Origin of the sequence: Kitasatospora sp. NBC_00240, from assembly GCF_026342405.1 — a bacterium.
Classification (GTDB): Bacteria; Actinomycetota; Actinomycetes; order Streptomycetales; family Streptomycetaceae; genus Kitasatospora.
Genome location: NZ_JAPEMU010000001.1, coordinates 5,188,146 through 5,202,145 on the forward strand (window position 1 = coordinate 5,188,146; position 14,000 = coordinate 5,202,145).

Here is a 14,000-nt window from a genome sequence, read left to right on the forward strand (position 1 = left end):
TGGTGCTCAGGTCTGTGCTGCTCGGGTCCGTGTCGGTCCGGTCAGGTCAGCTCCGGGCCTGCTGCGGTGCGGGCCGGTCGGGTCCGCGCGCGGGGGCTGTCGGCCCGGATCGCGGGCGCAGCCGGTCAGCCCTGGGTCTGGAGCGCCGACAGTTCGAACGGCAGGGTCGACCACGGGTTGTCCCCGCTGCCGGGGACCGCGCAGCCGACGCCGGCTCTTCGCGCGGTGATCAGCGCCGCGGCCTCGACGGCGGCCTCGGCCGGTACGTCGTACACCAGGTGGCAGAAGTGGGCGGCGGCGTGACGGCCCGTCCACAGCGGCAGGGTCATCTCACGGTACGCCTCCCAGTCGCCCTCGAAGGTGACCAGCAGATCGGCCAGGCCGATCTCGGCGTAACCCGGTTCGGGGTGGTCGCCGTGGCCGAAGACGACGGTGCCGCAACCGGCCGCGCGGGCGGCGGTGGCCAGCCGGCGGTAGTGCGGCAGGGCGCCGGTGTGGCCGGCGACCTGGTCGAAGTAGACACCGTCCGGGGCGTACCACTGACGATAGGTCAGCAGGTCCCCGACCACGTCCGCGTGGGGACGGCGGCCGTAGTCGGTGTCCGAGTAGGCGAGCAGCGGTATGCCGGCCGCCCGCACCTCTTCGGCGCCGGCCGCGAAGACGTTGTCGAAGGCGTCACCGGGGCCGTCGGCGATGTTGATGACGACGCCGGCGACCCGGGCGGGCCCGGCGGCGGCGACCGCCCGCCAGGCCGCCGGGTCCACCGCGGGGTGGACGTACAGCGGCACCAGCAGGCGGCCGTCGTGGGAGGAGCCGGCGGTCATGCGGCGACCGGGTCCGGCTCGGTGCTCAGCCACAGGTCGCGCAGGGTGTCACCGAGATCGGTCTCCGGCTTCCACCCCAGCTCCTGTGCGGCGAGGGAGATGTCGGCCTGCTGCCAGGAGACGGCGGCGGACCGCTCCGAGCCGGCGCCGCTCTCGTCGATCCGGCCGGCGAAGGCGGCCGCGGCCACCAGGCCGTCCGCGATCGCCCGCACCGGGCGGGCCACGCCACCGGCCAGGTTGATCACCCGGGGCAGCGGGGCCGGTGCCGAGACGGCCAGCGCGACCGCCCGGGCGATGTCCCGGGCGTCCACGAAGTCCCGGTACGCGGAGAGGTCGCCGACCTCCACCACGCCGTCCGGGCCGGCCCGGCGCAGCTCGGCGGCGAGCCGGCCGGGCAGCGAGCCGGCCGGCGCGCCGGGCCCGACCGGGTTGAAGACCCGCAGGACCACCGCGTCCAGCGCCGAACCGGCCACCGCGAGGCTGCCGGCCAGCTTGGTGGCGCCGTACACCCCGACCGGGCGGGGCTGCGCGGATTCGCCCAGCGAGGTGCCGTTCTCGCAGGCGCCGTACTCGCCGGCCGAGCCGATGTGCACCAGCCGGGCCTGCGGGGCGCCCTCCCGGAGCGCCTCGCAGAGCACGGCCGGGCCGCGGGCGTTGACCTCGGCGAGCTTGACGGCGCTGCCGGCCACCGCGCCGGCGAAGTTGACCACCGCGTCGACCGAGAGCTGCCGCAACTGCTCGGCCAGCACGTCGGCCTGCGCCGTCGCGAGGTCGACCGGCAGGTCGTGGGCGGCCCGGCGGCCGCCGGTGAGCAGGGTGGCCCCGGGCAGCTCGCGCAGGGCGTCGGCGGCGTGCCGGCCGAGGAAGCCGTCGGCGCCGAGCAGCAGGATCCTCACGCGGCCCGCCCGTCGGCGCCGGTGGGCTGCACCGGCTCGGAGGACGCCTCCGTGGCGGTCCGGGCGGCCGGGACCGGCGTGGCCGGGGCCTCGGCGGACGGCACGGAGTGCAGGCCCTCGGGTGCCTCGTCGCGCAGCAGCAGCGAGCGGTGCGTCGCGAACTCGGCGTTGGCCCGGTCGTAGTCGTCGGGGCGGCCGATGTCGAGCCAGTAGCCGCTGAACTCGTAGGCGGAGGGCGGGGTCTCGGCGGCGAGCAGGTCCAGGACGAGCTCGTCGAAGCCGAGCGGCAGGCCCGGGGTGTACTTGGCGAGGGTGGAGCGGGAGACGCCGTAGACGCCCATCGAGACGCGGTAGTCGATGCTGGGCTTCTCCTGGAAGCCGACGATGCTGCTGCCCTCGGTGGTCAGCACGCCGAAGTCGATCTTGACCTGGCGGGCGTAGGTGGCGATGGTCAGCGGCGCCTTGGACTCCTCGTGGTGCTTGAGCACCCCGGCGAAGTCCAGGTCGGTGAGGATGTCGCCGTTCATCACCAGGAAGTTCTCCGGCAGCCGGTCCTGCATGGTGAGCAGCGGGCCCATGGTGCCGAGCGGGCTGTCCTCGACGGCGTAGCCGACCCGCAGCCCCCACTGCGAACCGTTGCCGACGTAGGCGCGGATGATGTGGCCGAGGTGGCCGATGGCCAGCGTCACGGTCTTGAAGCCCGCCGAGGCGAGCTGGCGCATCACGATCTCCAGGATCGCGTGCTGGTCGCCGATCGGGACGAGCGGCTTGGGAAGGGCGGTGGTGTAGGGACGAAGGCGTACGCCCTTGCCGCCGGCCAGGATCACTGCGTGCATGGTGGTTCCCCCACGGAAGACGATGTCTGCATGTGCTGGACGGATCAGACGTTGTACAGGTCGGTCTTGTACCGGGACAGGTTGGCCGGGTCCCGGAAGAACTCGATGGTCTGCTCCAGGCCCTCCTCCAGGGAGTGGCCCGGGGCCCAGCCGGTGGCCGTGCGCAGCCGGGTGGCGTCCGCGACCAGACGCATGACCTCGGAGTTGGCCGGGCGGATGCGCTGCTCGTCCTCCCTGACGGTGACGTCGACGCCCATCAGCTTGCCGACCAGGGTGACCAGGTCGCCGACCGAGATCTCGCCGCCGGTGCCGGCGTTGAAGGTCTTGCCGACCACGGTCTCGGCGGGCGCGGTGCCGACGGTGCGGAAGGCGGCCGCGGTGTCCTTGACGAAGGTGAAGTCACGGGTCGGGCGCAGGTCGCCGAGGGTGATCACGGTCTCGCCGGCGGCGAGCTGGGCGATCACGGTCGGGATGACCGCGCGCATCGACTGGCGCGGGCCGAAGGTGTTGAACGGGCGCAGCGTGACGACCGGGGTCTCGAAGCTCGCGTGGTAGCTGTCCGCGAGGCGGTCCCCGCCGGCCTTGGAGGCCGCGTAGGGGGACTGCGTGTTGATCGGGTGGTCCTCGGTGATCGGCACGGTCTGCGCGGTGCCGTAGGTCTCGCTGGTCGAGGTGTGCACCAGGCGCGGGATCTCCAGGTGGCGCACGGCCTCCAGGACGTTGAGGGTGCCGGTGACGTTGGTCTCGATGTACGAGTGCGGCGCCCGGTAGGAGTAGGGGATCGCGATCAGGGCGGCCAGGTGGTAGACCGCCTCGGTGCCCTTGACCAGGCCGTTGACCGAGCCCGGGTCGCGGACGTCGCCGAGGACGATCTCGACCGAGTCGAGCACCTCGCGGTCGAGGGTCTCCAGCCAGCCGAAGGAGGAGAAGGAGTTGTACTGGACCATCGCGCGGACCTGGTGGCCGTCGGCGACCAGGGTCTCGACGAGGTGGGAGCCGATGAAGCCCTCGGCTCCGGTGACGGCGACGGTGCTCATACGCGTTCTCTTTCTGGTGGGTGTTCAGCTGAGGTGGGTGTCGTGCCTGGCCCCGCGGCCGGCGCGGTTCAGCGGTGCTTGGTGGTTCTGCCGAGCGCGGGCCCGGCGATGGAGGTGAGGACCAGGGCGGCCGCCCCGCAGCCGATCAGCTGCAGGAGGGTCGGGTCCGCACCGGCCAGCAGCCCGGCGCACTCGGCGATCGCGGCGGCCAGGCAGATCAGGGCGGTGCTCCAGCTGTGGCCGAAGGCGTTCATCAGCAGGGCCAGCCAGAGCGCGCCGCCGAGGACCAGCAGGGCGCCCAGTTGGACGGTCCCGAGGTTCGGCGCTCCCGGCCAGAGCACGGTGGCGGCCGCGTCCAGCGCGGCCACGGTGGTGAGGTAGGTGAGCAGGCAGCCGAGCAGCACGCCGCCGGTCCGGCGGACGAACTGGCCGGGGGTGTGGCTGGTGCGCAGCGCGGCGACGGCCATCGCCCGGTAGCGGAACAGCAGCCACTCGGCGAGGCCGAGACTGAGGGTCAGCGCGACCATCGCCGGCCCGGTCGGGGCGGCGGCGTCGCCGACCCGGACGCCCCCGTCGACCGCCTGGTGGATGGTGGTGCCGAGGCCGGCGATCAGGGTCAGGGTGCCGACCGCGAGCCCGAACAGGCCCTGCGGGATCTCCTTGCTCAGCGGCAGCCGCAGCACGGTGGCGTCCTGCTCGGAGCGCAGGCAGCGGATCACCTCCCGGACGGCCAGCGCGAGGGCGAGCGCGAGGGTGGCGAGCAGGACGCAGGTCCGGACGACCTGCGGCACGTCCACGGCGAGGACCACGCCCGCGCCGAGGGCCGACGGCGCCAGGGCCACCAGTAGGGACTTCTCCCGGCCGAGCACCAGCAGCACGGTGGCGGCCGCCAGGTACCCGGACTGCCCGGCCGCGAACAGCAGCGAGCTGAGCGGCCCGCCGACCACGTAGGCGCTGACGGCCGCGACCAGCGCGCCCGCCGGGGCGCCGATCGCCAGGCAGCGGCCGGCGGCGCGGCGCCTGCCGCGTCCGAGCCAGGCGTAGGAGCGGTGGGCGAGCGCCTGGTTCCAGGACCAGCTGGCCAGGGTGGCGACGGAGAGCGCGACCATGCCCGAGGGCAGGCCGAAGCGCATCCGGTCGACCGCGAAGAGGTTGGCGCCGAGCAGGTAGCCGAGGCCGGGCAGCGCGAACACCAGGCCGCGCACCACGCAGCGCCAGGGGTCGGCCCGCCAGGGGTTGGCGAACTCGGCGCTCGGGCCGGGGTAGCGCCGGGCGACCTTGGTGAACAGCTCCTCGGCGAGGGTGAAGGAGTCGGGCCGGCCGTAGTTCAGCGCGGCCTGCTCGTCCGTCAGCCCGTCCGACTCCAGGAACGCCGCGATCTCGTACGGGTGCACGGCGTCGGCGCAGACGTCGGCGAGCCGCTCGGCGAGGGCGTCGATCGGGTCGGCGGAGAGGTCGAGGCCGTCGTCCGCCGGCTCCGGGCGGCGGCGCTGGCGCGGCAGGGTGCGCAACTGCATGGTCTGCTCGGCCCACTCGGGGCCGGCCTCGTCGGGGACGAGTCGCAGCGGGCCGCTCATCGGGCCTCCTGCAGCTTCTCGGCGCGCCGGCCCCAGCTGGTGACGGGGCGGCCGGCGGCCGTGCCGGCGCGCTCCTGCGGCAGGTCCGGGCCGTCGGCGCCGACCGCGACGACGCCCTCGGGCAGCCAGCGGGCGGTGCCGAGCAGCTCGGTGTAGATGTTGCGGAAGCCGTCGATGTTCTGGCGCAGGGTGAACTGCTCGATCACCCGCAGCCGGGCCTGCTCGCCGAGCCGGGCCCGGCGTTCCGGGTCGCGCAGCAGCTCCAGGGCGGCGGCGGCCATCGGCTCGGGCTCGCGCGGCGGGACGACCAGGCCGGTGTCGCCGACGGCCTCGCGGACGCCGCCCACATCGGTGGAGACGGTCGAGCGGCCGCAGGACATCGCCTCGATCAGGGTGAACGGGAAGCCCTCGCTGATGCTGGAGAGCATCACCACGTTCCCGGCCGCGTAGGCGTCGGTGATGTCGGCGACGCGGCCCTCGAAGACCACCGAGTCGGCGATGCCGAGCTCGGCGGCCAGGGCTATGCAGCCGTCGCGGTAGCCCTCGCCGCCCTTGGGGGTCCCGCCGAACAGCCGCAGCTTGGCGTCCGGCATCTCCTTGAGGACGATCGCGAAGGCCCGGATCAGCGTCTCCAGGTCCTTGATCGGGTCGACCCGGCCGGCCCAGCTCAGGGTGGGGGTCTGCGGCTCGGGACCGGCGGGCGGGAAGGCCGCCGGGTCGACGCCGTTGTAGACGGTGCGGATGTGCGCGGACGGCGTGCCGCCGCGCTCCTCCCAGCGCCGGTTGTACCGGTTGCCGGGGGTGACCAGCGCGGCCCGCCGGTAGCTCTCCTCGGCGAGCATCCGGTAGAAGCCCAGCAGCAGCGCCTTGACCGGCCACCGGTACGGGCCGGTGCGGTAGCCGAGGTAGCGCTCGCGCAGGTAGATGCCGTGCTCGGTGAGCAGGAACGGTACGCCGAACTGCTGCGAGGCGATCAGGCCGGGCAGGGTCGCCAGGCCGCCGCTGGCCGCGTGCGCGACGCCGTCCTGCGGCGGTTCGACCGAGAGCGGGCGCAGTGCGTGCTCCAGCAGGTCGGTCGCATTGAGCGCGTCGTGCAGGGTGGGCCGGGAGACGGCGGTCGGCAGGTAGTCGCGGGTCCAGACACGCTGCAGGGTGCGCAGGGCGGGTTCGCTGCGCAGCGCCGGGCTGAGCAGGCCGCGCCGGGCGAGGTCGGCGAAGCCGTACAGCTCCGTGCCGAAGTGGGTGGTGTAGACCGGGTCGAGGATGGAGTGCAGGAAGCGCTCGTACGCGTCGAGGAATCTCCGCAGCTCCTTGCGGCGCGGCGGCTTGGCACCCGAGGCCGGGCCCCAGAGCGGTGCGGTGGTCACCGACCGCACGTTGGCGGGCAGTTCCCAGGCGAGCGGCTCGTGGCCGGTGCCGGTCACCGCGACGATGTCGAAATCGACGTCCGGCATGCCCTGGACGAGCTGGTCGCACCAGACACTCACGCCCCCGTGCTGGTGCGGATACGTCCCCTCGGTGAGCAGGGTGACGCGCATCCCCGATCCCCCTCCTTCTCCCGTCGACGTCCGATGTGGTGGCGGACGTACAGCCGGTGGTGGGGCGGGATCGCCCGCCCCACCACCGTTCCTGCGTCTTACTGCTTGCCGGACTTGCCGGCGGGCTTCTTCGCCGTGCTCTTGCCCGCGGCGGGCTTGCCCGCGGTGTTGTTCCCGGCCTTGCCCAGGAGGGCCTTGCCGAGGACGGGCTTGCCACTGCCGGGCACCAGCGTCGCCGCGTCGGTCCGGTCGGTGTCGCTCGGGCCGACCGGGACCGCGGTGGCGGCGCCGTTCGGGACGACCGTCTTGGCGGCCGGCGCGGTGACGGGCGCCGTCTTGGCGGCGGCGGCAGCGGCGGCGGCCGGGGCCGCCGGGGTCTGCGCGGCCGTCAGCTTCAGCGTGACGGTGCTCTGCAGCGAGCCGGCCTTGACCCAGCCGGACAGCGTACCGGCGTAGGCGGTGCCGAACGCGGTGCTGCCGAAGGTGAGCTTCTGGACCGTGCCGGTCGGCATGGTGGCCTCGCTCGCCAGCCCGGCGGGCGCGTTCACCGTGACGGTGTCACCGATCCGGTACGCCGTGATCTGGCCGGCGGCCAGGGCGGTGTTCCAGGCCGCGCGGCGCTGGAACTCGGCGCCGATCTCGCGCTGCGGGAGGTTCACGATCGGGGCGTTGTCCGCGTACAGGTTGCGGTACGTGGAGAGCACCGTGTCCAGGACGGGGTAGACGATCCGGCCCTCGGCCAGGTTCGACTGGTGGATGAAGTGCGGCCGCGGGTCGTTGTTGAGCACGTGGCCCAGGTCGATCCGCGCCTCCAGCGGCACGATGTACGAGGTGTAGCCGGTGGAGGTGTTCAGCGGGGTGGTGAGGCAGGTGGAGTTCGCGTTGTTCTCGCAGACCCCGCTGCCGCCGTTGGCGACGCTGGTGTAGATCCAGTTGTACTCGTCGGTCTCCTCCACCGCCGTGCCGGCGTTGTAGAAGACGTTCATCGGGTACCGCGGGACGGTCAGCGTGGAGCTGCCGACGGCGCGCTGGCCGCTCTCGCGGGAGGCGTCGCTCGCCGTCCACTTGACACCGTTGGTGACCAGGGAGGGCGCCAGGTACGGGTTGTCGCTGGTCTCCTGGGGAGCGGTCAGCAGACCCGAGTGCTCACCGGTGACGAGCTCGCTCTTGTCGAGCGTGATGTGGTGCGCGGCGGCCCAGTCCAGGTTGTTCTTGATCTGGCCGGTGATGGTCGCCTGGTCCACCCAGACGGTGTTGCCGCCCGCGTCCTTGGTGCACTTCCACGGCACCACCGAGACGTCCTGCAGGCAGCCCAGGTACGGGTGCGTGTAGGTGTGGTTGATCCAGCGGTAGCTGGCCTGGTCGGTCACCATCTGGTCGACGACCGGGTCGGCGGTGACCTCGTGGTCCGCCTTCCAGTCCTCGCTGCCGCCACCGTTGAACACCATGTCCATGGTGAAGTTGTGGTCGATCTGCCACTGCTTCGCGTACTGCGCGTCGGCCGGCGTCATCCGGATCGGATTGGTCGACTCGGGCGTGCCGGGCGGGCAGGTGACGTCACCGGGGGTGCACTTGAGGGTGGTGTCCCAGCGGTCGTCCGCGAGGAAGACGTCGTCGACGTGGGCCGCGAAGTAGTTGCGGTCGTAGCCGAGGTGGATGCCCTGGGTCACCCAGTCGACCATGCCCCGGGCCAGCAGCCGGTACTGCTGCTGGTACTGGTTGTAGACGAAGGTGACGACCAGTTCCTTGCGGCCGTCGTGGGTGTACTCGCCGACCAGCGAGCCGCGCTCGGTGGTGCCCGGGATCGGGGCCTCCACGAGTGGCTTGAAATCGGCGCCGGCCAGCGGGGTGGCGAGGTAGCCGTAGCTCTCGCCGATGTTCGGGTCGTTGTCCTCGAACGGGACGCTGCCCTTGAGGTAGCCGAACGGGCCGGCCAGGCCGGTCGTGGTGACCTGGCCCTGGGCGCCGTCGAGGCTGCCGATGTAACCGGGGTTCTGCGCCCAGTTCAGACCGACGTCCGGGCGGGCATAGGTGTAGGCGTCGACCTGTCGGATGCCGAAGGCGGCCTCGAAGGCGGCGAGGGCCGTCATCTCGGCGGACCCGGCGGCGAAGGGGTTGTCGTTGGGCAGGACGACACCCTGGAACTTCGCGCGGGGCTGCCCGTTGACGGTGTCGCTCAGGAAGGCGGCATCGATCACGGGCCGGTTGGCGTCGTTCAGATTGACGATCTTGTAGGGGGTGCCCTGGCTCGCCAGTTCGGCGGCGATGGCGGCGGTGGCGGGGCCACCGTCGCTGATCACGAGCACGGTGAGGTCGATCCGGGTCGTCGTCGCGGCGTTGGCGAAGGACGACTGGAGACCGCCGGCCAGCAGGACTGCCACCGCGCAAGCGGCAGCTCTTCGGGTCGCTCGACCCATGTGGTTCCTCCCCATTGGGCAGGGGCGGTCCGCTGCTCGGCGCGCCTGCCCTGACTCTGTTCGAAGGCAGCAGGCTGCCTGGTGTCATCTTGGTGGAGGTTCAGGGGTGCTAGGGACCAAATGGGTGAGAGTGCAGCGAATCTGTTACCAACGTTCATGGCGATGCCATAAAGGGTTTGAACGCGGTCAGAAAGGCACAATCTACGCAAATAATTAAATGAGAACAACAATCCGTCAGCAGCTGACAGCAATCTGTTGGCGAAAGTGGCCGTCGGCGGGATCTTCGCTGGTCACCGGCTACTCCCGGGTAGGCCCCACCAGGCTGCCTAGACTGATCAAGCACCACCACTCTCGCACATCTGTGCCCTCTGTCGGGCAGGTTCATGCAACATCGTGCGAGGTTCTGCGCTGCGGCGTTCCGAATATCCGATGGAGGCCCGACCCGTGACAGATCAGCAGACCGAGACCGCAGCCCCCGGCCCCACCGGCCGGGTCGCCGACGTCCTGCCCGGCGGGCCGCTCGCCGACGCCGCGGCCGCCCGCAGTCTCGGCCTGCGCGGCGCCGTCAACGCCCGCGACCTCGGCGGATACCGGACGGCCGACGGCTCGGTGCTGCGGCACGGCGTCGCGCTGCGCAGCGACGGCCTCAACCGCCTCACCGACGAGGACCTCGACCTACTCGTCGGGTATGGCCTGCGCCAGATCGTCGACCTGCGCAGCCTGGACGAGGTGCGCGAGGCGGGTCCGGACCGGGTCCCCGGCCTGCCGGTCGCCGAGATCGCCGCCGCCGAGCTCTCCGCCACCCCGATCACCGTCGGGCGCACCACCCCCGACGGCGTCACCCTGCACCACCTGCCGGTCTTCGCCGCGGACTTCGACATCTACGTCGCCCTGCGCGACGCGCTGGCCGACCGCAGCCCCGAGAAGCAGCGCGCCCTGCTCGGCGACGGCCGGGCCGCCGCGATGATGGTCGGCCTCTACCGCTGGTTCGTCACCGACCCGGTCGCCCGGGAGCGGTTCGCCACCGTGCTGCGGCTGCTGGCCGCTCCGGACGGCGCGCCGCTGCTCTTCCACTGCTCGGCCGGCAAGGACCGCACCGGCTGGACGGCCGCGGTCCTGCTCACCGCCCTCGGGGTGGACCGCGACACCGTCTTCACCGACTACCTGCTGACCAACGAGCGGTCCGCCGCGATCGTCGAGCACATCGTCGACAGCTTCGGCACCCGGGGTCTGATGCAGGAGCCGGAGCTGCTGCTGCCGGTCTTCCGCGCCGACCGCGGCTACCTGGAGGCCGCCTTCGAGGAGGTCGCCAAGGGCTGGGCGTCGTTCGAGGAGTTCTGGCAGGACGGCCTCGGCCTGGACGACGAGGTGCTGGCAGGCCTGCGGGCCAACCTGCTGGCGGGCTGACGCCGAGGAGGCCCGTCGGGCCCCGCGTCCCGGCCGCCGGCGGACTGCTCCGGCGGGCGGGACGGACGGGGCCCCGGCGGGCCTCCTCGGGCCTGTGGGGCGCCTGGTGCGGGTGTGACCGGGAACGGACTCCCGGAGCCCCCGTACGGGCCCCTCAGGCCTCGCTGATCAGGCCCTCGCGCAGCTGGGTGAGGGTCTTGGTGAGCAGCCGGGAGACGTGCATCTGCGAGATGCCGATCTCCTCGCCGATCTGCGACTGGGTCAGGTTCCCGAAGAACCGGAGCATGATGATCCGGCGCTCCCGCGGCGGCAGCTTCGCCAGCAGCGGCTTCAGCGACTCGCGGTACTCCACGCCCTCCAGGGCGAGGTCCTCGTAGCCGAGGCGCTCGGCCAGCGGGCCGTCCCCGTCCTCCTCGCCGGGGCTGGAGTCGAGCGAGCTCGCGGTGTACGCGTTGCCCACCGCCAGGCCCTCGACCACGTCCTCCTCGCTGACGCCCAGGCAGACGGCCAGCTCGGCGACGGTGGGGGAGCGGTCGAGCTTCTGCGCCAGCTCGTCGCCGGCCTTGGTGAGCGCCAGCCGCAGCTCCTGGAGCCGCCGGGGCACCCGGACCGACCAGCTGGTGTCACGGAAGAAGCGCTTGATCTCGCCGACCACGGTGGGCATCGCGAAGGTCGGGAACTCGACCCCGCGCTCCGGGTCGAAGCGGTCGATCGCCTTGATCAGCCCGATCGTGCCGACCTGGACGATGTCCTCCATCGGCTCGTTGCGGCTGCGGAAGCGCGCGGAGGCGTACCGGACCAGCGGCAGGTTGAGCTCGATCAGCGTGTCGCGGACGTAGGTGTGCTCCGCGCTGCCCGCCTCCAGGGTGGCCAGCCGCAGGAACAGCGCCCGCGAGAGCGTGCGGGTGTCCAGCGCCGGCGTCGCCGGTGCGGCGGGGGTCGCGGCCGCGACGGGCGCCTCCGGTGTGTCGGGCGTACCGGGCGTGTCGACAGTGTCCGGCGCGGGCGGCGGCGCGGCCTGCCGCCGGGCCCCCTGGACAGGGATCTGGTCGACGACCGTGATGGCGCCGTGGATCTCAGCAGTGCCCAGCTCTCCGGACATGCACCCACCCCCTTGTGACTGACTGTTGAACGCTCGTCACCGCCCGGTGGTTCCCGCGCGGCGCCCTCCCCCTCCATACCGGCCCCCGGGTGCCCGCAAACCCGAACATCGCAAGATGTCACGTGGCAGTAACGCGCAGCAATCCCGGTACGACTGGTCCGAATCTGGCGGTATGGGTGGGTCTGTGACGGTCAGTCTTCCCAGGAATTGCCGGTCCGAAGCCTCGTCAGGATCCGGGAGAGCAGACGGGAGACGTGCATCTGTGACATGCCCAGCTCATTACTGATCTGCGACTGCGTCAGATTGGCGAAGAATCGCAGCATGATGATCCGCCGCTCGCGCTCGGGCAGCTGCACCAGCAGGTGCCGGACCATGTCCCGGTGCTCGACCTCGGCCAGGGCGGAGTCCTCGTAGCCGAGCCGGTCGAGCAGTGCCAGGCCGCCCTCGTGCTCCTGCGCCGCCTCCAGCGAGGCGGCGTTGTAGGCCCGGCCGGCGTCCAGGCAGGCCCGGACGTCCTCCTCCGGGATCCGCAGGCTGGCCGCGATCTCGGGGACCTTCGGCGCCCGCCCGTGGGTGACCGTCAGTTCCTCCATCGCGCCGCTGACCTGGACCCACAGCTCCTGGAGCCGGCGCGGTACGTGCATGGTGCGGACGTTGTCGCGGAAGTACCGCTTGATCTCGCCGAGGATGGTCGGCAGCGCGTATGTCGGGAACTGCACCCCCCGGCTCGGGTCGAACCGGTCGATCGCGTTGATCAGCCCGATGGTGCCGACCTGGACGACGTCCTCCATCGGCTCGTTGCGGCTGCGGAACCTGGTCGCGGCGTAGCGCACCAGCGGGATGTTGACCTCGATCAGCGCGGCCCGCACCCGCCGCCGCTCGGGGGCGTCCGGGGGCAGTTCGGCGAGCCGCTCGAAGAGCACCCGGGTCAGTGTCCGGACGTCCACCGCGGGCCGCCGCCCGCCGGGCCTGAGCTCGCCGGCCGGGCCGAAGACGGCCGCGACCGCCTCGTCCGGCGAGGGCTTGACCAAGGCCTCGTCGCCCGGGTCGTCGGGCTCGGTCCGGTCGGCGAAGCCGGACCGGACGGTCTGCGGGGTCTGCGGGGGCCGGGCGGCCTGGGGCGGCTGGACGGGTTGAGCGGTCAGGGGCGGCGGGGACGGTGGGGGTGGCTGGACGGTCTGGGCGGGCTGGACGGCGGCCACCGCCGTGGTGGTGGCGCCGGTGGTGACGGTCGCGGAGACGGTCACGGCCGGCGGGCCCGTGCCGACATCAGGTGCACTCCCTCGAGTCCGCACGGACTCACCCCTCCCAAGATCGACAACGGTGGGGACCTGCGGGTCGGGTGTCGTGCCCCCGTTCATCACCTCGCCATGTCCGGCAAAACCGGTCATAGCATCACAAGGTGGGCACAGTTCGTTCAAGTACCGCGCGGAGGTGTGTTGAAGCACCGTTGGGGCATCCGGCGCAGCGCCCGGGCGCCCCGTCCGGGCATGCGAAAGGCGCCCCGGCTCGGTCGGAGGCGGGGCGCCAGGGGTCGTACGGATGCGACCGACGCGCTCGGGGGATCAGACCTCGATGTCGGCAATCACCCAGGTGGCGAACTCCCGCCACTGCCCGGCGGCGGCCTGGTGGGCCGGATGGGCGATGTACGCCTGCAGCGCCGCGCGGTCCTCGACCAGGCTGTTGATCGCGTAGTCGTAGGCGATGTCGCGGTCGGTGATGTTCCAGGCGCACTCCCACTCACGGAGTTCGGGGATCAGCGAGCCGAGCTCCTCGAAGGCCTTGGCGCCGGCGAGCGCACGCTCGTCGTCCTTGGTGACGCCTTCGTCGAGCTTGAAAAGGACCAGGTGCCGGATCATGATGCCGCTCCCAGCGGGCGAGGGTGGTGGACCGTGCCACGGTAGCCGCCCGGTCCGGACCGGCTCCGCACGGCCCTCACCGGGCCGGGTGCCCGGGTCGGGCGCCGTCGGCCGGGCGGGGGGCTACTTGACCAGACCGGTCATGAACGTGCCGACGGCCTTGGCCGCCGTCGAGATCCCCTCGAACCCCGACTGGACGAGCTCGGCCGCGCGGGCGGGGGAGGTGATGATCGTGTAGAGGACGAAGATGAGCAGGAGGTACATGCCGATCTTCCGCGCCTGTGCCATCGAACTGCCCGCCTCCCTGCCGTGGGCCGCCGTCATCCGGTCCCCGAGCGTCCCCTTGCCTGGCAGCAGCTTAGACCGACCGGCCCAGCGCGGGCGGCGGCGCGGCGCCCGGATTCCCGCCCTTCTTCCGCCCCGTCCGCCGTCCGGTCCGTTCGACCGGACGGCGCAGCGGATCAGCATCCCGTTCGCCCGACGGGACGAAGGTCCCCGCGAGTGGGG

Annotated in this window: 11 protein-coding genes and 1 pseudogene; 1 reads left to right on the plus strand and 11 read right to left on the minus strand. The window is 72.4% G+C overall.

Going from position 1 to position 14,000, the window contains the following annotated elements; genetic code table 11:
* Window positions 1–125 precede the first annotated feature (125 nt).
* From OG689_RS21970 to OG689_RS22000, 7 genes and pseudogenes are all read right to left on the minus strand, one after another.
* Window positions 126–824, minus strand: coding sequence for a spherulation-specific family 4 protein (locus OG689_RS21970; RefSeq protein ID WP_266322625.1), 699 nt, complete (start codon window positions 822–824; stop codon window positions 126–128).
* The gene (locus OG689_RS21975; protein WP_266322626.1) at window positions 821–1,720 is read right to left on the minus strand and encodes an NAD(P)-dependent oxidoreductase; all 900 of its coding nucleotides are present in this window, start codon (window positions 1,718–1,720) and stop codon (window positions 821–823) included. The genes OG689_RS21970 and OG689_RS21975 overlap by 4 nt, the downstream gene beginning before the upstream one ends.
* A gap of 131 nt (window positions 1,721–1,851) precedes the next feature.
* Window positions 1,852–2,556, minus strand: a pseudogene (locus tag OG689_RS21980) (NDP-sugar synthase); the annotation flags it as partial.
* Window positions 2,557–2,600: 44 nt separating this feature from the next.
* Complete coding sequence (locus OG689_RS21985) at window positions 2,601–3,593, minus strand: SDR family NAD(P)-dependent oxidoreductase (RefSeq protein ID WP_266322627.1); 993 nt, start codon at window positions 3,591–3,593, stop codon at window positions 2,601–2,603.
* A 68-nt stretch (window positions 3,594–3,661) separates the two neighbouring features.
* A complete protein-coding gene (locus OG689_RS21990; protein ID WP_266322628.1) occupies window positions 3,662–5,170 on the minus strand; it encodes a hypothetical protein in 1,509 nt (502 codons plus the stop codon).
* Window positions 5,167–6,708 carry a GT4 family glycosyltransferase PelF gene (gene pelF, locus OG689_RS21995; protein WP_266322629.1) on the minus strand — a complete coding sequence of 514 codons (1,542 nt, stop codon included), beginning with the start codon at window positions 6,706–6,708 and terminating at the stop codon, window positions 5,167–5,169. Before pelF ends, OG689_RS21990 begins: the two co-directional genes overlap by 4 nt.
* A 98-nt stretch (window positions 6,709–6,806) precedes the next feature.
* Entirely contained in the window at window positions 6,807–9,125 is a 2,319-nt protein-coding gene (locus OG689_RS22000; RefSeq protein ID WP_266322630.1) for a hypothetical protein, read from the minus strand.
* A gap of 444 nt (window positions 9,126–9,569) precedes the next feature.
* Between OG689_RS22000 and OG689_RS22005 the strand changes: the two genes are divergently transcribed.
* Complete coding sequence (locus OG689_RS22005; protein ID WP_266322631.1) at window positions 9,570–10,532, plus strand: tyrosine-protein phosphatase; 963 nt, start codon at window positions 9,570–9,572, stop codon at window positions 10,530–10,532.
* 154 nt (window positions 10,533–10,686) lie between these two features.
* Here the strand turns inward: OG689_RS22005 and OG689_RS22010 are convergent, their stop codons facing one another.
* The 4 genes from OG689_RS22010 to OG689_RS22025 form a co-directional block, all read right to left on the minus strand.
* Window positions 10,687–11,634 (minus strand): RNA polymerase sigma factor SigF, encoded by a 948-nt coding sequence (locus tag OG689_RS22010; protein WP_266322632.1) that lies wholly within the window; start codon window positions 11,632–11,634, stop codon window positions 10,687–10,689.
* Between the two features lie 191 nt (window positions 11,635–11,825).
* Entirely contained in the window at window positions 11,826–12,881 is a 1,056-nt protein-coding gene (locus OG689_RS22015) for an RNA polymerase sigma factor SigF (RefSeq protein ID WP_266322633.1), read from the minus strand.
* 318 nt (window positions 12,882–13,199) lie between these two features.
* Window positions 13,200–13,493 carry a Dabb family protein gene (locus tag OG689_RS22020; RefSeq protein WP_190211019.1) on the minus strand — a complete coding sequence of 98 codons (294 nt, stop codon included), beginning with the start codon at window positions 13,491–13,493 and terminating at the stop codon, window positions 13,200–13,202.
* 123 nt (window positions 13,494–13,616) lie between these two features.
* Window positions 13,617–13,781, minus strand: coding sequence for a hypothetical protein (locus tag OG689_RS22025; protein WP_190211020.1), 165 nt, complete (start codon window positions 13,779–13,781; stop codon window positions 13,617–13,619).
* Window positions 13,782–14,000 lie beyond the last annotated feature (219 nt).